General features: G+C 69.2%; 16 protein-coding genes. 10 read left to right on the top strand and 6 right to left on the bottom strand.

Annotated features, from left to right (window positions below; genetic code table 11):
• The first annotated feature begins 2 nt into the window (after nt 1–2).
• From gcvH to SOM35_RS00875, 6 genes are all read left to right on the top strand, one after another.
• Nucleotides 3–380: a glycine cleavage system protein GcvH gene (gene gcvH, locus SOM35_RS00850; protein ID WP_111075682.1), complete on the top strand. Its 378-nt coding sequence runs from the start codon at nt 3–5 to the stop codon at nt 378–380.
• Entirely contained in the window at nt 377–3310 is a 2934-nt protein-coding gene (gcvP, locus tag SOM35_RS00855; RefSeq protein ID WP_320513947.1) for an aminomethyl-transferring glycine dehydrogenase, read from the top strand. The genes gcvH and gcvP overlap by 4 nt, the downstream gene beginning before the upstream one ends.
• Nucleotides 3311–3740: 430 nt before the next feature.
• Nucleotides 3741–5375: a peptide ABC transporter substrate-binding protein gene (locus SOM35_RS00860; protein WP_320513949.1), complete on the top strand. Its 1635-nt coding sequence runs from the start codon at nt 3741–3743 to the stop codon at nt 5373–5375.
• Between the two features lie 230 nt (nt 5376–5605).
• Nucleotides 5606–6535: an ABC transporter permease gene (locus SOM35_RS00865; RefSeq protein ID WP_204608988.1), complete on the top strand. Its 930-nt coding sequence runs from the start codon at nt 5606–5608 to the stop codon at nt 6533–6535.
• On the top strand, nt 6525–7475 hold the full coding sequence (locus SOM35_RS00870) for an ABC transporter permease (protein WP_221851183.1): 951 nt from the start codon (nt 6525–6527) through the stop codon (nt 7473–7475). The genes SOM35_RS00865 and SOM35_RS00870 overlap by 11 nt, the downstream gene beginning before the upstream one ends.
• Nucleotides 7472–9214, top strand: a complete 1743-nt coding sequence (locus SOM35_RS00875) for a dipeptide ABC transporter ATP-binding protein (RefSeq protein ID WP_221851185.1) — start codon at nt 7472–7474, stop codon at nt 9212–9214. The genes SOM35_RS00870 and SOM35_RS00875 overlap by 4 nt, the downstream gene beginning before the upstream one ends.
• 170 nt (nt 9215–9384) lie before the next feature.
• Here the strand turns inward: SOM35_RS00875 and SOM35_RS00880 are convergent, their stop codons facing one another.
• From SOM35_RS00880 to SOM35_RS00890, 3 genes are all read right to left on the bottom strand, one after another.
• Complete coding sequence (locus SOM35_RS00880; RefSeq protein WP_320513950.1) at nt 9385–9984, bottom strand: hypothetical protein; 600 nt, start codon at nt 9982–9984, stop codon at nt 9385–9387.
• A gap of 178 nt (nt 9985–10162) precedes the next feature.
• Nucleotides 10163–10642 carry a peroxiredoxin gene (locus SOM35_RS00885; RefSeq protein WP_111075676.1) on the bottom strand — a complete coding sequence of 160 codons (480 nt, stop codon included), beginning with the start codon at nt 10640–10642 and terminating at the stop codon, nt 10163–10165.
• A gap of 153 nt (nt 10643–10795) precedes the next feature.
• A complete protein-coding gene (locus SOM35_RS00890) occupies nt 10796–12478 on the bottom strand; it encodes an ABC transporter family substrate-binding protein (RefSeq protein WP_290157233.1) in 1683 nt (560 codons plus the stop codon).
• Between the two features lie 144 nt (nt 12479–12622).
• On the opposite strand from SOM35_RS00890, the gene SOM35_RS00895 reads away from it, so the two are divergent.
• From SOM35_RS00895 to SOM35_RS00905, 3 genes are read left to right on the top strand one after another with little or no spacing between them, the layout of a single operon-like run.
• On the top strand, nt 12623–13606 hold the full coding sequence (locus SOM35_RS00895) for an ABC transporter permease (protein WP_111075731.1): 984 nt from the start codon (nt 12623–12625) through the stop codon (nt 13604–13606).
• Between the two features lies 1 nt (nt 13607).
• Nucleotides 13608–14618: an ABC transporter permease gene (locus tag SOM35_RS00900; protein ID WP_111075674.1), complete on the top strand. Its 1011-nt coding sequence runs from the start codon at nt 13608–13610 to the stop codon at nt 14616–14618.
• A 28-nt stretch (nt 14619–14646) separates the two neighbouring features.
• Nucleotides 14647–16878: an ABC transporter ATP-binding protein gene (locus SOM35_RS00905; protein WP_320513954.1), complete on the top strand. Its 2232-nt coding sequence runs from the start codon at nt 14647–14649 to the stop codon at nt 16876–16878.
• Nucleotides 16879–16965: 87 nt separating this feature from the next.
• On the opposite strand, the gene SOM35_RS00910 is transcribed toward SOM35_RS00905, so the two are convergent.
• The 3 genes from SOM35_RS00910 to SOM35_RS00920 all read right to left on the bottom strand — a co-directional run bounded on the left by SOM35_RS00910 (nt 16966) and on the right by SOM35_RS00920 (nt 20371).
• Nucleotides 16966–17553 carry a hypothetical protein gene (locus tag SOM35_RS00910; RefSeq protein ID WP_320513955.1) on the bottom strand — a complete coding sequence of 196 codons (588 nt, stop codon included), beginning with the start codon at nt 17551–17553 and terminating at the stop codon, nt 16966–16968.
• A gap of 86 nt (nt 17554–17639) precedes the next feature.
• Nucleotides 17640–19523 carry an alpha/beta hydrolase gene (locus SOM35_RS00915; RefSeq protein ID WP_320513956.1) on the bottom strand — a complete coding sequence of 628 codons (1884 nt, stop codon included), beginning with the start codon at nt 19521–19523 and terminating at the stop codon, nt 17640–17642.
• 98 nt (nt 19524–19621) lie between these two features.
• A complete protein-coding gene (locus SOM35_RS00920; protein ID WP_221849958.1) occupies nt 19622–20371 on the bottom strand; it encodes a CPBP family intramembrane glutamic endopeptidase in 750 nt (249 codons plus the stop codon).
• Nucleotides 20372–20563: 192 nt separating this feature from the next.
• On the opposite strand from SOM35_RS00920, the gene typA reads away from it, so the two are divergent.
• Nucleotides 20564–22486 (top strand): translational GTPase TypA, encoded by a 1923-nt coding sequence (typA, locus tag SOM35_RS00925; protein ID WP_111075669.1) that lies wholly within the window; start codon nt 20564–20566, stop codon nt 22484–22486.
• The last annotated feature ends 99 nt before the right edge of the window (nt 22487–22585 follow it).

Below are 22585 nucleotides of genomic sequence, written 5' to 3' on the forward strand. Positions count from 1 at the left end.
CCATGACCGACCAGACCGCACTGCAGTACACCAAGGACCACGAGTGGATCCTCGTCGAGGGCGACGTCGTCACCGTCGGGATCACCGACCACGCGGCCGAACAGCTCGGTGACGTCGTCTACGTCGAGCTCCCCGCCGTGGGCACCACCACGACCGCGGGCGAACAGCTCGGCGAGATCGAGTCCACCAAGAGCGTCGGCGAGCTCTTCGCGCCGATCGAGGGCGAGGTCGTCGAGGTCAACGACGCCGTCGTCGCGACGCCCGACACCGTCAACCAGGACCCGTTCGGTGCCGGCTGGCTCGTCAAGCTCCGCGTCGAGGGCACGTCCTTCCCCGAGGACCTGATGGACCACGACACCTACCGGGCGTCCATCGCATGACCAGCATCCTGCGGCAGGACGACAACCTGCAGACCACGTTCGCCGACCGGCACATCGGGACGACCCCGGCCGACCAGCGCGCCATGCTCGACGTCGTCGGGCAGCCCTCGCTCGACGCCCTCGTCCGTGCAGCGATCCCGGAGTCCATCCACGCCGCCCCGGTGACCGACTCGTCGATCCCGATCGCGGTGGGGGAGACCGAGGCGCTCGCCGAACTCCGTGCCGTCGCCGGCCGCAACACGGTCCGCCGCGCGATGATCGGCCTGGGCTACGCGGACACCCACACGCCCGCCGTCATCCAGCGGAACGTCCTCGAGAACCCGAGCTGGTACACCGCCTACACGCCGTACCAGCCGGAGATCTCCCAGGGCCGCCTCGAAGCCCTGATCAACTTCCAGACGATGGTGTCCGACCTCACCGGCATGGCCACCGCCGGAGCGTCCATGCTCGACGAGGGCACCGCCGTGGTCGAGGGCATGCTCCTCGCCCGCCGCGCCTCGAAGGTGAAGGGCGACGCGTTCCTGGTGGACGCCGACCTGCTGCCCCAGACGGCAGCACTCCTCGGCCACCGGGCCGACGCGGTCGGCATCACCCTGCGCGGCTTCGACGCCGCCGACGGCCCCACCGACGAGCAGCTCGAGGGCGCGTTCGGCGTCGTCCTGCAGTACCCCGGAGCCTCCGGTCGCATCGTCGACCCCACCCGCACCATCGAGCGCGTCCACGCCGGCGGCGGCATCGCCGTCGTCGCGGCCGACCTGCTCGCGATGACCCTGCTCGCCAGCCCCGGTGACCTGGGCGCCGACGTCGCGGTGGGCACCAGCCAGCGCTTCGGCGTCCCGCTCGGCTTCGGTGGCCCGCACGCCGGGTACCTCGCCGTCCGGGCCGGCCTCGAGCGCCAGCTGCCCGGTCGTCTCGTCGGGGTGTCCTTCGACGCCGACGGCAGCATGGCCTACCGCCTCAGCCTGCAGACCCGCGAGCAGCACATCCGCCGCGAGAAGGCGACGAGCAACATCTGCACCGCGCAGGTGCTCCTCGCCGTGATGGCCTCGATGTACGCGGTCTACCACGGGCCCGAGGGGCTGCGGTTCATCGCGCACCGGGTCGCCCGGACGACGACGGCACTCGCCGACGTCGCCCGTGCCGCGGGCGCCGAGGTCGTGCACGACGGGTTCTTCGACACCCTGACGCTCCGGTTCGCCGGCCGCGCCGAGTCCGTCGTCGCCGCCGCACACGACGCCGGGTACCTGCTGCACCTCGTGGACGCCGACACCCTGCAGGTGTCCGTCGACGAGACCACCGTGCCGGAGGACGTCGTCGCCCTGGCCGCCGTCTTCGGTGCCGCGGACGTGACCGTCCCGGGCACCGAGACCGCCGTCCGTGACGCGGGCACGGGCCTGCCGTCCGGCCTCGACCGCGAGAGCGCGTTCCTGACCCACCCGGTCTTCTCCGCGCACCGCAGCGAGACCCGGATGATGCGCTACCTCAAGCACCTGTCCGACAAGGACTACGCGCTCGACCGCGGCATGATCCCGCTCGGCAGCTGCACGATGAAGCTCAACGCGGCGACCGAGATGGCCGCCGTCACCTGGCCCGAGTTCGCCCGCCTGCACCCGTTCGCCCCGCGCGAGGACGTGCAGGGTTACCTCGACATGATCGGCGACCTCGAGACCTGGCTCGCCGAGGTCACCGGGTACGACACCGTGTCGGTCCAGCCGAACGCCGGCAGCCAGGGGGAGCTCGCCGGGCTCCTCGCGATCCGCGGCTACCACCGCTCACGGGGTGACGAGGCCCGCACGGTCTGCCTCATCCCGTCCAGCGCGCACGGCACGAACGCGGCGTCGGCGGTCCTCGCCGGCATGCGGGTCGTCGTCGTGGCGTGCGACGAGGACGGCAACGTCGACCTCGACGACCTCCGCGCGAAGACGACCGAGCACGCCGACGCCCTCGCCGCGCTGATGATCACGTACCCGTCGACCCACGGCGTGTACGAGCACGACATCACCGCGATCTGCGACGCCGTGCACGATGCCGGCGGCCAGGTCTACGTCGACGGCGCCAACCTCAACGCGCTCCTCGGCCACGCCCGCTTCGGCGACTTCGGCGGGGACGTCTCGCACCTCAACCTGCACAAGACGTTCTGCATCCCGCACGGCGGTGGCGGACCGGGCGTCGGTCCGGTCGCGGCCAAGGCGCACCTCGCCCCGTTCCTGCCCGGGCACCCGATGGCGCAGGACGCCGACCGTCGTACCGGTGCGGACGCGAACGCCGACGGCGGTCGTCTGGCCCACGCCGGCGGCCCGGTCTCGGCCGCGCCCTACGGCAGCCCGAGCATCCTGCCGATCACCTGGACCTACGTCCGGATGATGGGCGTCGAGGGGCTCACCCGCGCGACCGAGGTCGCCGTGCTCGGGGCGAACTACCTGGCGGCACGCCTGCGCGAGGCGTTCCCGGTCCTCTACACGGGCGAGTCCGGGCTGGTCGCGCACGAGTGCATCCTCGACCTCCGTCCTCTGCGTGAGGCCACCGGCATCACGGTCGACGACGTCGCGAAGCGCCTCATCGACCACGGCTTCCACGCGCCGACGATGTCGTTCCCGGTCGCGGGCACACTCATGGTCGAGCCGACCGAGAGCGAAGACCTCGCTGAGCTCGACCGCTTCGTCGACGCGATGCTCGCCATCCGTGCCGAGGCGGACGCCGTCGCCCGGGGTGACTGGCCGGCCGAGGACAACCCGCTCGTCAACGCGCCGCACACGGCCGCGTCGGTGATCACGGGGGAGTGGCAGCACGCCTACACGCGTGAGCAGGCGGTGTACCCGGCGGCCGGACAGGTCGGTCGGAAGTACTGGCCGCCGGTGCGACGGATCGACCAGGCGTACGGGGACCGCAACCTCGTCTGCGCCTGCCCGCCGGTGGAGGCGTTCGCGTAGGACGCCAGCCGGCCGGCCGGCAGGCTGGGAGGCCGGCCAGCAGGTCGGCAGAGCACGACGGACGGGAGGCCCGTGGCGGGATCGCCACGGGCCTCCCGTCCGTCTGTGGTGCGGTCGTCACGACCGACGATCGCGAATCATGCGGGGTGGAGCGCTCCGAATGCAAGCGGTTGCGGACAACACCTGTGGTTCACCCGGGCGTCACCTCCACGCTGCACGGACGTTGATGCAAACGCAATGGATCGGCGGCGCTCGGTCCCAGACGCGGGGATGTTGCAGGATGCCGCAACGATCCTGCAACTTGGTTTCGGGCGTGTAACCGATGGGCCCAGGGTTTGGTCGGTCCTCTCTGCACTGCCTACAGTTCAGGAGTCAAACGTGCCGGGAGGGACCTCTGTGCCCGGCGCGTCCCATGCACCAGGAGGAACTCTTGATCAAGAAGCGCGCTGGGCTCACTGCCCTCGCCGTGCTCGGGGCCACAGCAATTGCCCTGACCGGCTGCTCCGGCAACGGTGGCGGAAGCGGCTCGGGCTCCGGCTCCGGCTCCGCCAACGCCGCCGGCATCGTCACCACGAACGGCAGCGAACCGCAGAACCCGCTCATCCCGTCGAACACCACCGAGACCGGTGGCGGCAAGATCATCACGTCGCTGTTCGATGGTCTGTTCACCTACGACGCCGACGGCAAGCCGGTGAAGGAACTCGCCAAGAACGTCGAGACCACCGACTCGAAGACCTTCGACATCACGATCAACTCGGGGTGGAAGTTCACCAACGGCGAGGCGATCACCGCCGAGTCCTTCACGAAGGCGTGGAACTGGGCAGCCCAGAAGTCCAACGCACAGGGCGCGAGCTACTTCTTCGAGAACATCGAGGGCTACGACGCCGACAAGGACTCCGAGCTCACCGGCCTCAAGGTCAAGAGCGACGACGAGTTCACGGTGACGCTGAAGTCGGCGCAGTCGGACTTCCCGCTGTCGCTCGGCTACAACGCCTTCGTGCCGCTCCCCTCGGTCTTCTACAAGGACACCAAGGCCTTCGGTGAGAACCCGATCGGCAACGGTCCGTACAAGCTCGACGGCAAGAGCGCCTGGACGCACAACCAGGACATCAAGCTCGTCACGAACAAGGACTACCAGGGCAAGCGCAAGCCGAAGAACGGTGGTCTGACGATCACGTTCTACACGTCCCAGGACACCGCGTACTCCGACGCCCAGGGCGGCAACCTCGACGTCCTCGACGCCGTGCCGGACGCCGCGTTCTCGACCTACAAGTCGGACTTCCCCGACTCGAACGTCAACCAGGCCGCCGCGATCTTCCAGGCGATCTACCTGCCCTACTACCTCGACCACTGGAAGGGCGAAGAGGGCCAGCTCCGTCGCGAGGCGGTCTCCCTGTCGATCAACCGCAAGCAGATCACGAACAAGATCTTCCAGGGCACCCGCACCCCGGCCAAGGACTTCACCTCCCCGGTGATCGACGGCTGGACCGCGGACCTCAAGGGCTCCGACGTCCTCGAGTACAACAAGTCGGAGGCCAAGAAGCTGTGGAAGCAGGCCGACGACATCTCGCCGTACAACGACACGCTCACCATCGCGTACAACGCTGACGGTGGACACGAGGCCTGGGTCACCGCGGTGACCAACTCGATCTCCAGCACGCTGGGCATCAAGGCCGAGGGCAAGGCACTCCCGACGTTCGCCGAGGCGCTTGCGCTGCAGACGGACGACAAGCTCACGGGCGGTAGCCGCACCGGTTGGCAGGCCGACTACCCGTCGCTGTACAACTTCCTCGGCCCGACCATGGGCAAGGGCTCGTCGAACAACTACTCGCGCTACGACTCGTCCGAGTACAACGAGCTGCTCGCCAAGGGCCGTTCGGCCTCGTCCGTCGAAGAGGGCAACAAGTTCTTCGACCAGGCTCAGGAGCTGCTGCTCAAGGACCTGCCCGAGATCCCGCTCTGGTACTCCAACGTGACCGGTGTCTGGTCTGCAGACAACGTGAAGAACGTCAAGTTCGGTTGGGACTCCGTCCCGCTGTACTACGACGTCGAGGTCACCAAGTAACACTCGGTCTCCTCGGAGACACATCGCGGACAGGTATCCTGCTCCGCGGCCAACCGGACGGGGGTTCGGGGACCATGGTCCCCGAGCCCCCGTACCACGGCGGTCAACACCTTCCCCCACGAACGCGGGCGCCGCCGCCCGCACCGGACACCCGTGCCGACCCTCGGACCGTCCACCCCTCACGACATGAACCTGAACGACATGCGCGCTGTGAACCAGGCAGGGATCTGATGCTCTGGTACCTCGGCAAGCGCCTCCTGCAGCTCATCCCCGTCTTCTTCGGGGCCACGTTCCTCATCTACTTCATGGTGTTCTCGTTGCCCGGGGACCCCGTCGCCGCACTGTTCGGCGACCGCCAGCCGTCACCGCAGGTGATCGAGGCGATCCGGCAGCAGTACAACCTCGACAAGCCCTTCTTCGTCCAGTACCTGCTCTGGATCGGTGGCCTGTTCCGCGGTGACCTCGGCACGACGTTCTCGGGCCTGCCGGTCAGCCAGCAGCTCGCCGCGGCGTTCCCGATCACCGCGCGCCTGGCGATCCTGTCGCTCGTCTTCGAGGCCGTCGCCGGCATCGTCGTCGGTGTCATCGCCGGTCTCCGCAAGGGCAAGCTGTTCGACGCGACGGCCCTCGTCGTCTCGCTGCTGCTCATCTCGGTGCCGACCTTCGTCGTCGGGTTCCTGCTGCAGTACGTCCTCGGCATCAACCTCGGGCTGTTCCGCGTGACGGTCTCCGGTCAGGCGCCCTGGTCGGAGCTCGTGCTGCCCGCCATCGTGCTGGCGTCGGTGTCGTTCGCGTACATCGTCCGCCTGACCCGTGCGAGCGTCGCCGAGAACATGAGCGCCGACTTCGTGCGGACCGCCACCGCGAAGGGCCTGTCCCGCCGCCGCGTCGTCGGGGTGCACATCTTCCGCAACTCGCTGATCCCGGTCGTGACCTACCTGGGTGTCGACATCGGCAACCTGATGGTCGGCGCGATCGTGACCGAGGGCATCTTCAACATCCACGGTGTGGGTGGCACGGTGTTCCAGGCCGTCAAGCTCGGCGAAGGCCCCACGGTGGTCTCCTTCGTCGCCGTGATGGTCATCATCTTCATGCTCGCCAACCTCCTGGTCGACCTGCTGTACGCCGTCCTGGACCCGAGGATCCGTTATGCCAAGTAACACTGAACCCCGCTCGGCGACGCACTACGTCGCGCCGATCGAGGAGACTCCGCTCCTGGCGGTCGACCAGGTCAACGAGGACGAGAAGACCCGTTCGCTGTGGACCGACGCCTGGGAGTCCATGCGCCGCCGTCCCACGTTCTGGATCTCGTCGATCCTCATCCTGCTGATCATCGTCGTGGCGATCGCGCCCGGGCTGTTCACCCACGTGGACCCGCGCGCTGCGAACCTCAACGACAGCAACGAGGGTCCGCGTGCCGGCCACCTGCTCGGCTTCACGCGCCAGGGGTACGACGTGTACGCCCGCGTCATCTGGGGTGCGCAGAACTCGCTCATCGTGGGGCTGCTCGCGACCGTGCTCGTCACGATCGTCGGCATCGTGATCGGTGCCTTCGCCGGGTTCTACGGCGGCTGGCTCGACACGATCGTCTCCCGCATCGGTGACGTGTTCTTCTCGATCCCGACCGTCCTCGGCGCGATCGTCTTCATGTCGGTGCTCCCGGCGCGGAACGCCGTGACGGTGTCGCTCGTGCTCGCGGTGTTCGCCTGGCCGCAGATCGCCCGCATCATGCGCGGTGCCGTGCTCAGTGCGAAACAGGCCGACTACGTCACCGCCTCCTCAGCGCTCGGCGTCAGCCGGTTCACCACGCTGGTGCGCCACGTCATCCCGAACTCGCTGGCACCGGTCATCGTCGTCGCGACGGTCTCGCTCGGCACGTTCATCGTCGCCGAGGCGACCCTGTCGTTCCTCGGCATCGGTCTGCCGGCGTCGGCGCTCAGCTGGGGCCTCGACATCAACGCCGCGCAGTCGTCGATCCGCACCAGCCCGTCGACGATCTTCTGGCCCTCCGCCGCCCTTTCCATCACCGTGCTCGCGTTCCTCCTCCTCGGTGACGTGGTCCGCGACGCACTCGACCCGAAGGCGAGGGCCCGCCGATGAGCGAGACACTCACCTCGCCGAACGCCAAGGCGTCCGGCACCCCCGGCGCCCCGCTGCTGGAGATCACCGACCTGCACGTCGGGTTCAAGACGCAGAGCGGTCTCGTGCAGGCCGTCCGTGGCGTGAACATGACCCTCGAGCAGGGCGAGCGCCTGGCGATCGTGGGGGAGTCCGGTTCGGGCAAGTCCACGAGCGCCCAGGCGATCATCAAGCTGCTCCCCGGCACCGGCCAGATCACCGGCGGCTCGATCAAGCTGAACGGGCGCGAGCTCGTCGGCATGAACGAGAAGCAGATGGCCGAGATCCGCGGCACCGAGATCGGGTACGTCCCCCAGGACCCGATGTCGAACCTCAACCCGCTCTGGAAGATCGGGTTCCAGGTCGAAGAGGCCATCAAGGCCAACGGCATGGCGACCGGCAAGTCCGCGATCCGTGCCCGCGCGATCGAGGTCCTGCAGGAGGCCGGGCTCGGTGACGCCGAGAGCCGCCTCAAGCAGTACCCGCACGAGTTCTCCGGCGGCATGCGCCAGCGCGTGCTCATCGGCATCGGTCTGTCGAGCCGCCCGAAGCTGCTCATCGCCGACGAGCCGACCTCGGCCCTCGACGTCACCGTGCAGCGCGTCATCCTCGACCACCTCGAGAGCCTGACGCGTGACTTCGGCACCTCCGTCCTGTTCATCACCCACGACCTCGGCCTCGCCGCCGAGCGCGCTGAGAAGCTCGTGGTGATGTACAAGGGCCAGGTCGTCGAGGCCGGTCCGTCGAAGGAGATCCTGGCGAACCCGCAGCACCCGTACACGCAGCGCCTCGTCGCCGCGGCACCGTCGCTCGCAAGCCGTCGCATCCAGTCGAAGGTGCAGCACCAGACCGTCTCGATCTCGGCGGACGGCAGCGAGGACGACGAACTCCTGGCCCGCGCCCACGCTCGTGAGAGCGCGCCGGCGAAGGACCTGATCATCGTCAAGGACCTGCAGAAGGTCTACAAGCTGCGCGGTCAGGGCATCGCGACCCGCGAGCTCAAGGCCGTCGACGGCGTCTCGTTCGCGATCCCGAAGGGCACCACCACGGCGCTCGTCGGCGAGTCCGGTTCGGGCAAGTCCACCGTCGCGAAGCTCGTCTTGCAGCTCGAGTCGATCACGTCCGGTTCGGTGCAGTTCGACGGCATCGACATCGGCGCGCTCAAGGGCAAGGACCTGTTCGACTTCCGTCGTCGCGTCCAGCCCGTGTTCCAGGACCCGTACGGCTCGCTGGACCCGATGTACAACGTCGGGAACACGATCGCCGAGCCGCTCAGCACGCACAAGGTCGGCGACAAGGCCTCGCGTCGCGCCCGGGTGCTCGAGCTGCTCGACCAGGTGGCCCTGCCGAAGTCGATGGTCAACCGGTACCCGAGCGAGCTGTCCGGTGGGCAGCGACAGCGCATCGCCGTCGCACGTGCCCTGGCGCTCAAGCCCGAGGTCATCGTCCTCGACGAGGCGGTGTCCGCCCTCGACGTGCTCGTGCAGGGCCAGATCCTGGACCTGCTCACCGAGCTGCAGTCGGAGCTCGGCCTGACCTACCTGTTCATCACCCACGACCTGGCGGTCGTCCGCCTCGTCGCGGACAACGTGTGCGTGATGCGCAAGGGCCAGATCGTCGAGAAGGCGACGACCGACGAGGTCTTCGCCAACCCGCGTGAGCAGTACACGAAGGACCTGCTGGCCGCCATCCCCGGCGCCGGCTTCGAGTTCGGTCGCTGACCCGCACCACCAGCGACACACGGAACGCGCCGCCCCGGCTCCGGGACGGCGCGTTCCGTCGTTGCGGGCACCGGACGGGAGGCACGCCCCGCGTTGCGCAGGACTGCACCGGTCCGGCGTCAGGGTGCGTCGGGGTGCGCGGGGCCCCGTCAGGCTCCGTCAGGAGCGGATCAGAGGCGTGCGCCGGCCATGCTGCCGGCGATGCCCAGGACGACGAGGGCGACGACCGCCCAGCCGTGCACACGGTGGACGATCGGTGCAGCCGTCACGGTCGCCGGGGGAGCGCCGTCGTACTCGAGCGGTGCGGGCACCCGCGCACGCATCTCGTCGGCCGCAGCGGCGACGGTGACCGGCACCGTGCCTCCCGGCCGTTCGAGGGCGAGCCGTGCCGTCGGACGCGGCGCGATCCAGACCCGCTGCTCACCCTGGTCGGTGACGACCTCGAGCCCGTACTTCGACCGCACGTCCTGCACGCGCCGCCAGGCGAAGCGCGTGGTCCGGCGGACGTCGACCACGACCAGCTCGTCCTCGGTCAGTTCGATGCGCGGACGCCAGAGGACCACCCAGGCGAACCAGGCGGTGAAGAGGGACGGCACCGGCACCAGCAACGCGGCGCGGAGGCCGTTCGTGAGGAGTCCGATGACGACGAGTGCGACCGCCACGACCCAGAGGGCGACGGCGAAGCGTCGGAGGTTCGTCGCGACGATCCGGACGGGCTCGGTCGGCCGGACGGGCACGGTCGGCCGGGCGGGCGCGGTCGGTTCGGGCATGGGGGCAAGCCTAGGAGACGGCGGGTGCCCGATCGACGAGAGCGCCTCTCCGGGACCACCCACCGAGCGGACCAGACAGGCCGAGCGCGTACCGGCAGGAGACCCGATGTCCCGGAGAGGCGAACCCGGAGGTCTCAGGGCGTCCATCGTCACCCCGTCGGCCGCTCCTGTCAACGCCTCATTCGACGAGCAGCTCGATCTGGGCCCGGATGACCTCGGCGCGCGGGAAGCGGAGGCCGACCAGGCCCACGTGCCGCCAGCGCACCAGGCCGTCCGGACCGATCACGAAGACCGATCGACGGAGTCCCAGTCCGGGCACGTGCACGCCGTAGGCGCGGACGACGTCACCGGCGACGTCGGAGAGGAGGGGGAACGACAGCGAGGCGTTCCGGGCGAAGCCCTCGTGCGAGTCGAGGCCCTGCGGGCTGATGCCCCAGACCACGGCACCGAGGTCGCGGAAGTCGTCGAGTTCCTGCTGGTACGAGCACAGTTGTGCGGTGCAGACGGGGGTGGCGTCGCCGGGGTAGAAGGCGAGCACAACCGGGCGACCGAGCTCGGCGGTGAGTGCGTACTCCGCGTCCGTGCGCACGCCGTCGCGGACGATCATGCCGGGGAGGGTGAAGTCCGGCGCCGCGGTGCCCGTCTCGGGGATGGCCATGGGGCAACAGTACGGTCCGCGCACTCGATGTGACGGGGACCGCACCGTCCGTGTCCTGCGAGAGCGCACACCGGCTCGCCGAAGACGCACGGTTCCGGATACACGAAGGGCCGGACGCAACGCGTCCGGCCCTCCGTGTCTGTCCGTCGGTGGCTACTTGGTGAAGCCGACCTTCGTCCAGTCGATGTTCTGCGCACCCGCGAACGCGCCGTAGTTGGCGAGCTTCGGGTTCTGCGCGACCAGCGCGGGCTTCGCCGTGATCGGCATCGAGTGCCCGATCGACCAGACCTGCTTGTCGATCTTGTTCCAGATGACGTTGGCCTTGTCCGAGTCCGGCTCGGACAGTGCCTGCTTCGTCAGCTTGTCGATCGCATCCGAGCTGACACGGCCGTAGTTCTGGCCGGTGGCACCCGAGGTGTAGATCGTCGCCGAGCTGGAGTGGAAGCCGGTGCCGCCCCAGACGAAGATCGTCATGTCGTAGTTGCCCGGGGTGACGTACTGCTCGAAGAAGTCGTCCGTGGCGACCGACTTCAGGGTGAGCTTGACGCCGATCTCCTTCAGCTGCTGCTGCATGACCTGGGCCAGCTGCTGCGAGGTCGGGGCACCGGACGGGATCGTGATGGCGATCGCCAGCTGCTTGCCGCCCTTCGAGCGGTAGGTCCCGTCGGTCTTCCAGCCGTCGTCGTCCAGCAGCTTCTTCGCCTTCTCGACGTCGAAGGTGGCGTTCGGCTTGATGTTCGACTTGTAGCCCTTGTCCGTGGACAGGAACAGGTGGTTGTCGAGCGTGCCGAGCTTGTAGGGCAGCGTCCCGCCGATGACCTGGGCCAAGGCGTCACGGTTCACGGCGTGCTGGATCGCCAGACGGAGTTGCTTGTCCTTGAGCAGACCGTTCGTCGAGAAGTCGACGTGCGTGTACTGGGCGGACGTCGACGCGAGGATCTTCGTGTTCTTCGCGTTCTTCACCCGGTCGAAGCGCTCCGACGTCGTCGTCAGGACGGAGTCGATCTCCTTGTTCAGGTAGGCGTCGACGTCGGCGTTGCCGTCCAGCGAGCGGAAGATCACCTGGTCGAGCTTGGGCTTGTCGCCCCACCAGTTCTCGTCCGGCTTCATGGTGACGGTGCCGGCGGTCTCGTTCAGGTCCGTGATCTTGTACGGACCGGACGACACCGGGACCTTGCCCTTGTAGCCGTTGTTGAACTGGTCCGGCGTGCTGGTCTGGCTGGCCGGGTACAGCGGGCTGAACAGGGACTTCCAGTCCGAGAACGGGGTGGAGAACTTGACCACGACGTCCTTGTCGGTCGCGCCCTTGGTCACGGAGGAGATGTCCTCGTAGCCGGTGGAGCCGGCGATGAGGTAGGCCTTGTCCGTGCCGTTGGTGGTCTTCCACTCGTTCTCGAAGTCACGCCAGGTGATCTCCGAGCCGTCGTTCCACTTGGCCTTGTCGTTGATCGTGTACGAGATCGTGAGCGGGTCGTCGCTCGTGACCTCGGCCTTCGACACGTAGTCGGTGTCCAGGGTGGGGGCACCCTTGCCGTCGATCGTGTAGACGTACGGCATCGTCGCCTGCTCGATCGTCGCCGCGTCGACGAGCGGGCCGTCGACCTGGTTGTAGTTCCACTGCGACACCCACTGCGAGATCGGCAGACGGAGCGTGCCACCGTCTTCGAGGTCGGAGACGGGCTTCGGGTTGATCTGTGCCGAGGTCGGCAGCGTCTTCTTGCCCGAGTCGTCGGATCCGGACCCACCGGATCCACCTGATCCGCCCGAGCAACCGGTCACGGCGAGTGCGATCCCGGCGAGGGTCGCCGTCACCGCGAGGACGTTCCTGTGCTTCATTTCGTTCCCCTCTGGAAGTTGTCGCTGAGCCTAGGGCCCCCGAGTGGGGGCGACTGGCATTTTCCGTATCCGACGTACTTTCGTTACGAGCCCGGCGGAGCGACGACATGTACCGGAAACAAACGAGGCCCTATGGTGGCCTCCATGATCCGCTTCCTGGCGCGTCGATTCGTGTACTACGTCGTGCTCGTGTTCCTCGCGACCTCGCTGACCTACTTCCTCGCGTCAGCGACGTTCAGCCCCCGTTCCGTCTACGCGCAGCGGAACCCTGCGCCCTCGGCACAGGTCATCGACGCCAAGCTCGACGACATCGGCGTCAACGACAAGACCCCCGTGGTGATCCGGTACGGGCACTGGCTCGACGGGGTCGTGCACGGCGACCTCGGCCAGACGATCCAGGACCGTTCGGTCAACGACCAGTTCTTCCCGCGGCTGGGGGTGAGTCTCCGGCTGCTGGTCGTCGGATCGATCGCCGGCATCGTGCTCGGCGTCCTCGTCGGCGTGTGGAACGCGATCCGGCAGTACAAGATCTCGGACCGGGTCAGCGCCGCGATCTCGATCGTCCTGTTCTCGACACCCGTGTTCCTGACCGCGGTCATCCTGAAGATCAGTGCAACGAAGCTGAACCAGGACGCCGGCAGCCAGCTCATCAACTTCACGGGCGAGGCGACCCCCGGACTCGACGGGTCGGCGTGGACGCTGCTCGTCGACCGCGGCGCGCACCTGCTGCTCCCGACGATCTCGATCGCGCTGGGCCTCATCGCCATCTACAGCCGGTACCAGCGAGCGACGATGCTCGACGTCCTGGGTTCGGACTTCCTCAGGACCGCCCGGGCGAAGGGGCTGACGCGGGGACGGGCCACGTTCAAGCACGGCCTGCGTACTGCGCTCATCCCGATGACCACGCTCTTCGCCTACGGGTTCCTCGGCATCCTGACCGGCGCGACCCTGACCGAGAAGATCTTCGCGTGGAACGGGCTCGGCTCGTGGTTCATCGACGCGGTGAACGGCAACGACGTCAACGTCGTGACGGCGTACACGCTGTTCGCCGCGGTGGTGGTGCTCATCTCCGGGTTCCTCGCCGACGTCGCGACCGCAGCGCTGGACCCGCGCGTCAGGAGGGCATGACATGACCGACACCCGGATCGAACCCGTCGACCCCTCGCTCATCGCGAAGAGCGACACCCCGGCCCGCCCGAAGCGGCAGGGCAACCGGTTCCTGCAGACAACAAGACGGCTGTTCATGAACCGCGGCGCGGGCATCGGCGTCATCGTCATCGTGCTGCTGTTCGCCTTCGCGTTCCTCGGCCCGCTGGTCAGCCCCTGGCAGTACTCGCAGATCGACTACACGGCGTTCACCCGGCCGCCGAGCGCCACGCACTGGTTCGGCACGAACGGCATCGGCCAGGACGTCTTCTCCCAGACGGCCCGCGGCATGCAGAAGAGCCTGCTCATCGGCCTGCTCGTCGCCGTGTTCTCGACCGCCATCGCCGCGATCACGGGCGCCGCCGCCGGGTACTTCGGCGGCTGGGTCGACCGCATCGTGATGTTCTTCGTCGACATGCTGCTCGTGCTGCCGTCGTTCCTCATCATCGCGATCATCAGCCCGCGCATCCAGAACGCCGGATGGATCGTCCTGGTCGTGCTCATCACGCTGTTCGGCTGGATGATCACCGCCCGCGTCGTCCGCTCGATGACCCTGTCGGTCAAGGAGCGCGAGTTCGTCCGCGCCGCCCGGTACATGGGGATCGGCCCGTTCCGGATCATCTTCCGGCACGTCCTGCCGAACGTGGCGTCCTTCCTCATCATCGACGGCACGATCCAGGTCGCGACCGCGGTGCTCGGTGAGACCACCCTGAGCTACTTCGGCTTCGGCGTGCAGTCGCCGGACGTCTCGCTCGGCACGCTGATCGCCCAGAACCAGGACAACGCGCTGACCAGCCCGTGGCTGTTCTACTTCGCGGCCGGCGCGCTCGTGGTCTTCGCGATCGCGGCGAACCTGATCGGCGACGGGCTGCGTGACGCCCTCGACCCGACCTCGACGACCGGCAAGCGTGAGAAGCGCAACCGCCGTCGTGACCAGAACCAGGCGGCCGTGGACGTGGCCGCGTTGAACACACAGGCCGGTTCCGGCGCATGACCGCCGCACTGACGACCGGGGAAGCAGCATGAGCACCATCACGAACGGGTCGGCCGCGACGCCGACGACCAGCACCGAGCCGATCCTGCGGGTCCGTGACCTTCACGTCCGCTTCCCGACCCCGCGGGGGACCGTGCACGCGGTCCGCGGCGTCGACCTGGAACTCCGCCGTGGCGAGGTCCTGGGCATCGTCGGCGAGTCCGGGTCCGGTAAGTCGGTGACGAGCCTGGCCGTCCTCGGCCTGCTGCCCGACACCACGAAGGTCACCGGCTCCGTCCAACTCGACGGCGATGAACTGCTCGGTCGCTCCGACAAGCAGATGAGCCGCCTGCGCGGTGACAAGGTCGCGATGGTCTTCCAGGACCCGCTGTCCGCGTTCACGCCGGTGTACACGATCGGCGACCAGATCGCCGAGACCGTCCGCCTGCACCGCGGTGCCTCGAAGGCCGAGGCCCGGGCCCGTGCCATCGAGCTCCTCGGGCTCGTCGGCATCCCCGAGCCCGCCCGCCGCGTCGACGCCTTCCCGCACGAGTTCTCCGGCGGCATGCGGCAGCGCGCCATGATCGCGATGGCGATGGCGAACGACCCGGACGTGATCCTGGCCGACGAGCCCACCACAGCACTCGACGTCACGATCCAGGCGCAGATCATCGAGGTGCTCCGGACCGCCCAGCGCGAGACCGGCGCCGCCCTGGTGTTCGTCAGCCACGACCTGGGTGTCATCGCGGGCATCGCCGACCGGATCGCCGTCATGTACGCCGGTCGGATCGTCGAGACCGCGACCGCCGAGGAGCTGTTCGCCCGGCCACGCATGCCGTACACGATCGGGCTCATCGGGGCGCTCCCGCGGCTCGACGCCACCGACCGGTCGCCGCTCGTGCCGATCCCCGGGTCGCCGCCGTCGCTCATCGGCCTGCCGGACGCCTGCCCCTTCGCGGCGCGCTGCCCGCTCGTCAGCGAGGTCTGCCGGTCGACCGAGCCGGTCCTCGCACCGCCGGTCGGCATCGGGGTCACCGCCGTCGACGCCGCTGCGGGCCTCGACACCGCCGACGCCGCAGCTGCCGGCTCCGGCGCGGCCGCCGCTGGGGCGCCGTCGCACGCCGCCGGCCACACCGCCGCGTGCCACCGCACCGCCGAGGTCGCCGCCGCGCACGCGGACGCCGGCCGGATCTTCTCCCTGCCCGTCATCCCCGAGCACGCCGCCGCGGTGGCGGCGTCCCGCACCGACCGCGAGCCCGTCGTGCACGTCGAAGGCCTCACGAAGACCTTCCCGCTCGTCAAGGGCGCCGTCTTCCGCCGCAAGGTCGGCGAGGTCTTCGCCGTCGACGGTGTCGACCTCGACATCCGCCGGGGCGAGACCCTCGGCCTGGTCGGCGAGTCCGGCTCCGGCAAGTCGACGACCCTGCACCAGCTGATGGACCTCGAGCGTCCGGAAGCGGGCACCGTCGAGCTGTTCGGTGAGTCCCTCGCGGACGCCACCGCACGCGGCGCAGCCGGAACCCGGGCACTGCGGCAGCGCATCTCGATGGTCTTCCAGGACCCGTCCGCCAGCCTCGACCCGCGCATGTCGGTCTACGACGTCGTCGCGGAGCCGCTCCGGGCGATCGGCGCTCCGGCCTCCCGGATCGACGAGCGCGTGCCGGAACTGCTCGGCCTGGTCGGACTGCGGGCCGCCGAGGCCGACCGCTACCCGCACGAGTTCTCCGGCGGGCAGCGGCAGCGCATCTCCATCGCCCGAGCCCTCGCGGTGGAGCCCGACCTGATCGTCCTCGACGAGCCCGTCTCGGCCCTCGACGTGTCGATCCAGGCCGGCGTGCTCAACCTGCTCGCCGAACTCAAGGCGCGCCTCGGGCTGTCCTACCTGTTCGTCTCGCACGACCTGTCCGTCATCCGGCACGTCGCCGACCGCGTCAGTGTCATGTACCTCGGCCGCACCGTCGAGGAGGGTGCGGTCGACGAGGTGTTCGAACGCCCGATGCACCCCTACACGGCAGCGCTCATGTCCGCCGTGCCGGTGCCGGACCCCGTCGTCGAGCGGGCCCGCACGACGATCCTGCTGCCGGGCGACCCGCCCAGTCCGACCGAGCGGCCGACCGGCTGCCGGTTCCGCTCGCGCTGCCCGCTCTTCGCGATCCTGCCCGAGGCGGAACGTCGCCGCTGTGAGACGGACGAACCGGAGAAGGCGCCCCGTCGTGGCGAGGACGTCGACCACCGGGCGGCGTGCCACTACCCGGAGAAGGTCGCCTCGATCGCGGCGTAGCCAGCGACGGACGGGAGGCGGTGCGCACGACGTGCGCACCGCCTTCCGTCCGTCCGTGGTCGGGTGCGCGACCGTCCGTGGCACCGCTCAGATCTTCGGTGGGCTGATGATCGGCGAGTCCCACGTCGGCGGTTCCGGGTACTCGCCGGGTCGGGAGGACGACGGGTGCCGTCCGCCGGCGCGGCCGCCCACGGCTTCGGAGAGTGCGTCGGCGTCGTTCGTCCAGAACAGGTCGCTGAAGACGTCGAGCGAGTAGTGACCACTCGGTTGGACGAGGTACTGGATGCGCCAGCCGTCGTCGGTGTACCCGTCGAGGTAGTAGGTGTCCGTGATCCGCTCGACGTGGTGGCCCCAGCCCTTCGCGGCGAAGTAGTCGATCAACGGCTCGAGATCGGACCGTGATCCGTGCGCACCGTCCGGGTCCCAGGACCGGCCTGACTCCAGCGCGTACGTGTTCTGCGTGTCGGCCCCGGCCAACGGGCGTATCCCGTCACCGCCGATCTGCGGGATGGCATCGCCGCCGTTCCAGTGCCACTCGCCAACGGAGAGCTGCCGTTGCGCGTCCGCGAGGACCTGCTGCATCGTCCGGTAGTGCTCGCGGTACCGGTCGTACTCCTCGTGCAACGAGAGCGCGGCGACCTCCTGCCGTGTGAGTCCTCCGGCGTCGTGCTCCATGGTTCCTCCTCCGGACGTGCACCCGGCAGCCAGTCCGACAGTCAGGACGACGGCGACGATCGTGCGGACCGTCCTGTTCCAGGCCGTCATCCGGGCCTCCCGGTCGCGATGATCTCGATGATGTGACGCTGCGCCGTGGCGTCGGGTGACAGGTACCCGACGCCGGTCGGCGGGTACATGTCGTGGCCGGTGACCGCTTCCGTCCCGGGCCCGGCCTCGGACGAGAAGACGTGGACGCCCGGGAGGTCACGAGGGTCGGTCCGGCCGATCCGGCCGAGGCGCGCCGTGTGGTCCTGTTCGCCCTCCGTGGCGAAGACCTGGCGGACGTTGAGGTGCTCGGGCCGCGTGTCGTTCGTGAACCCGACCGAGCCGTAGGTGACGACGGCGTCGACCCGGTGCCGCGTCTGCGCAGCCGCTTCGACCGCCACCGCAGAACCGTACGAGTGTCCGAGCACCGTGAGGCGTCCCGGAGCGTTGCCGTGCCGGCTGTCGCGGACACCGTCGACGAAGGACGCGAGCTCGACGCCGCCGGTGACCGCGCGTCGGTGCGCGGGCACCTCGACGAGTTCCGGTGCCCGGTAGCCCATCCAGGAGACGACGGCGAAGGACGACGCCGGGGCGAGCCGAACGGCGCCGCGCAGCAGACCGGCGGCGGCACGGACCTGCCCGTCCGTGCTGTCGAGCGTCGTGGTCGCGCCCGGCACGTTCACCGTGACGTTCGAGGCCGTGTCGAGGTCCCCGAGCGACACCGCTGCCACGAGTGCGCCGTCCGTGGCGCCGAAGCCGACGAGCTGCGCGACCGCGGCGGAGGGTGACTCCAGCTCCTGCGCGAGACGGTCCGCCCGCCGCACGCCCTTCCACAGCGCCGCGACCTGCTGGCGGAACTCGTCCATCGTCACGGCGCCGTGCGTGTACCGCAGGCCGAGCATCCGGTACACCCGCTCCGGGTTCCCGAGCGCTGCCCGCAGCACCGCGCGCGAGGCGATGTCACGCGCCGCGGCGGGGACACCGTCGAGGTTCGCGACCTGCAGCGTCGTGGTCAGGGGGAGTGCGCGCAGGTCGTGCTCGGACAGCCCGAGCTCCGACCACGCCGCCGCGACCTCGGCCGACGTGGCTGACGGGTCGAACACCTGCTGGAGTCCGGTGGGCAGCGTCGACGTCCCGGCGACGTCGAGCACGCCGTCCGCCAGGAACACCCCGCTGCCCGCGGCCGCGAAGGCGTTCGCGATCCGACGCACCCAGGCGGTGTCCTCGACGTTCTCGGCGAGGTGGTCCCCGAACCCGGCGACCAACGTGGCCTCGTCCACCGGCACCCAGGCACACCGCGCGGTGAAGCCGGCCCACGCGTTCCGGACCCGGTGGAGGTCCTGTTCGGTCGCAGCGTCCTGCACGCCGGCGGAGGCGCTGAACTCGCGCAGCCGCCGCGGGTCAGCCCCACTCCGACCACCAGCGCCACTCCGACCGCCGCCCGCGTCGCCGCTGCCGCTGCCGCTGCCGCTGCCGCTGCCGGTGCCGCTGGCGCTGCGCTGCCGTGGCCGTGCGCGGAAGGCCGCGGACACCGGGGTCGGGCGCACCGGGGTCGCCGACGGCTCGGGGTCCCAGGCGCCGCTCGCCCAGTCCAGGACCGACCCCGGCGGGACGCCGACGGCGACCAACGCGTGGTCTCGTCGCCGTTCGCGTTCCTGCCAGGCGATCCGGGCCTCCAGTCGGCGACGCTCCTCGTCCGCCTGGCGGCTGACGACGTGGAGCTGGACCGTCAGGTCCTCGAGCGCCCTCGTCAACCGGCCCCGGTCCTCCGACTCGATCGTGCGCGCCGCCGCGAACAACCGGGCGTACGCACCGTGGAAGTCCTGCAGCGCGCGTTCCGCGCTCGCTCGTCGGCCCGCGCCGCTGGCTCGGAGGCGCAACGCCACGTCCGTCAGGCACGCGACCAGCCGTGACACGGCCACGTCGTCGAACTCGATCCCCATCGTTCCCCACATCGCTCGGAGCAGTGTGTGGAACGTAGCATTTCAGCCGGGCGACCCGGAAGAACTCGGGATGTCTGTGGAGAAGTCGGCTGCCGGTGTCAGGAGAAGAGGGCCGGGAACGCGTGCGCGACGAACGGGTACCCGACGAAGACGGTGGCGTCGAGGAGCACGTGCGTGATGACGAGGGGGAGCAGGCGGCCCCACCTCGTGTAGATCCAGCCGAAGACGACGCCCATCACCGCGTTGCCGACGAACGCGCCGAAGCCCTGGTACAGGTGGTAGCTGCCGCGGAGGACCGCGGTGGACAGGATGACCTGCCACCGCCCCCATCCCAGGTCGCCGAGCCGCGAGTACAGGTAGCCGACGACGATCACCTCTTCCTGCAGCCCTGAGCGGACGGCGGACAGCAGGAGTACCGGGATCGTCCACCAGTACGAGCCGAGGGCGGCGGGGTCGACGGCGACCGTGATGCCGAGTGCCCGACCGGTGAAGTACAGGGCGAGTCCGGGGATGCCGATGCCGAGGGCGATGAGCGCCGCGCCGCCGAGGTCCGGACGGACGCGGAAGCGGTCGATGCCGAGTCGGCCGAGGTGTGGGCGTGACGAGCTCCAGAGCAGCATGCAGACCAGCGCGACCGGCGCCAGGTCGGCCGCGATGCCCAGCAGCTGGCGGGCGAGGTCGACGTACTGCACGGTCGTCGTCGAGGTGTTCAGTGCCGTCGACTGCTGCCCGAGCGGTGTCGTCTGGGACAGGTCGTCGATGATCTGCAGGACCGAGTAGAGCGCACTCGCGCCCAGTGACAGCATGAGCACGATGGTGATCTCGGTCCACGTTCGCCGACGGCTCATACGCTGTACTCCCTCTGCTTGCGAACTACCGGTAGACTGGCGAGTCGGGCATGGTCCCGAAATCCGTCGGGCACGGTCCCGCACCTCGGGCTGGTCCCGAGAACACCTCGGGCTCGGCCCGGGAACCCTCGGGAACGGCCCGAACCCCGGGCACTCGCCCGATCATCTTCCGAACACAAAAGGATGTCCTGTATGGCGCTCGCCACTCGGTCCGACCTGCGCAACGTCGCCATCGTGGCACACGTCGACCACGGCAAGACCACCCTCGTCGACGCGATGCTGACGCAGACCAACTCGTTCGACGCCCACTTCGAGGGCGAAGACCGCATGATGGACTCGAACGACCTCGAGCGCGAGAAGGGCATCACCATCCTCGCGAAGAACACGTCGGTCCTCTACAACGGCAAGCACGCCGCCGAGTTCGGCGCGGGCGGCCCCATCACGATCAACGTGATCGACACCCCGGGCCACGCCGACTTCGGTGGTGAGGTCGAGCGCGGCCTCTCCATGGTCGACGGTGTCGTCCTGCTCGTCGACGCGTCCGAGGGCCCGCTGCCCCAGACGCGCTTCGTGCTCCGCAAGGCGCTCGCCGCCAAGCTCCCGGTGATCCTGCTCGTCAACAAGACGGACCGCCCGGACTCGCGCATCGACGAGGTCGTCTCGGAGAGCCAGGACCTGCTCCTCGGTCTCGCCTCCGACATGTCGGACGAGGTCGACGACCTCGACCTCGACGCGATCCTCGACGTCCCGGTGGTCTACGCCTCCGGCCGCAACGGTGCCGCGTCGCGCAACAAGCCCGAAGACGGCACGCTGCCCGACAACGACGACCTCGAGCCGCTCTTCGAAGCGATCCTCCAGCACGTCCCGGCCCCGACGTACGACGACGAGCACCCGCTGCAGGCGCACGTCACCAACCTCGACGCGTCGCCGTTCCTCGGTCGCCTCGCCCTGCTCCGCATCTTCCACGGTGAGATGAAGAAGGGCCAGACGGTCGCCTGGGTCAAGCACGACGGCACCGTCGTCAACGCCCGCATCACCGAGCTCCTCATCACCAAGGCACTCAACCGCTTCCCGGCCGAGTCCGCGGGCCCCGGCGACATCGTCGCCGTCGCCGGCTTCGACACGATCACCATCGGTGAGACCCTGAGCGACCCCGAGGACGTCCGTCCGCTGCCGACCATCACGGTCGACGCGCCGGCGATCTCGATGACGATCGGGACCAACACCTCGCCGCTCGTCGGCAAGGTCAAGGGCCACAAGCTCACCGCCCGCATGGTCAAGGAGCGCCTGGACCGCGAGCTGGTCGGCAACGTCTCGCTCAAGGTCGTCGACATCGGCCGCCCGGACGCCTGGGAGGTCCAGGGTCGTGGCGAGCTCGCACTCGCCATCCTGGTCGAGCAGATGCGTCGCGAGGGCTTCGAGCTCACCGTCGGCAAGCCGCAGGTCGTCACCAAGCGTGACGAGAACGGCAAGCTGCAGGAGCCGTACGAGCACATGACCATCGACACGCCGGAGGAGCACCTCGGCGCCATCACCCAGCTCATGGCTGCCCGCAAGGGCCGCATGGAGAACATGGTGAACCACGGCACCGGCTGGATCCGCATGGAGTTCATCGTGCCGTCGCGTGGCCTCATCGGCTTCCGCACGTCCTTCCTCACGGAGACGCGCGGCACCGGCATCGCCAACGCGATCTTCCACGGCTACGACGAGTGGGCCGGTGCGATCCAGACCCGCATCAACGGTTCGATCGTCTCCGACCGCTCCGGTGTGGTCACCCCGTTCGCCATCACGAACCTCCAGGAGCGCATGTCGTTCTTCGTCCAGCCGACGGAAGAGGTCTACGAGGGCATGGTCATCGGCGAGAACTCGCGCGCCGACGACATGGACGTGAACATCACCAAGGAGAAGAAGCTCACCAACATGCGTTCGGCCAACGCCGACACGTTCGAGTCGATGACGCCGTCCCGGCAGCTGTCGCTCGAGGAGTGCCTCGAGTTCGCCCGCGAGGACGAGTGCGTCGAGGTCACCCCGGACGCGGTCCGCATCCGCAAGGTCGAGCTGGACGCGTCGGCTCGCCAGCGCTCCTACGCGCGCCTCAAGCGCCAGGACGCGTAAGCCACACCCTGGAGGCCCGTCCTCCGTCCCACGGCCCGGTCACCGCTCGCAGGTGGCCGGGCCGTCGGCGTCGGGAGACACGGTCGGGAGATACGGTGG

It is taken from the genome of Curtobacterium sp. CFBP9011 (assembly GCF_034045095.1).
Classification (GTDB): domain Bacteria; phylum Actinomycetota; class Actinomycetes; order Actinomycetales; family Microbacteriaceae; genus Curtobacterium.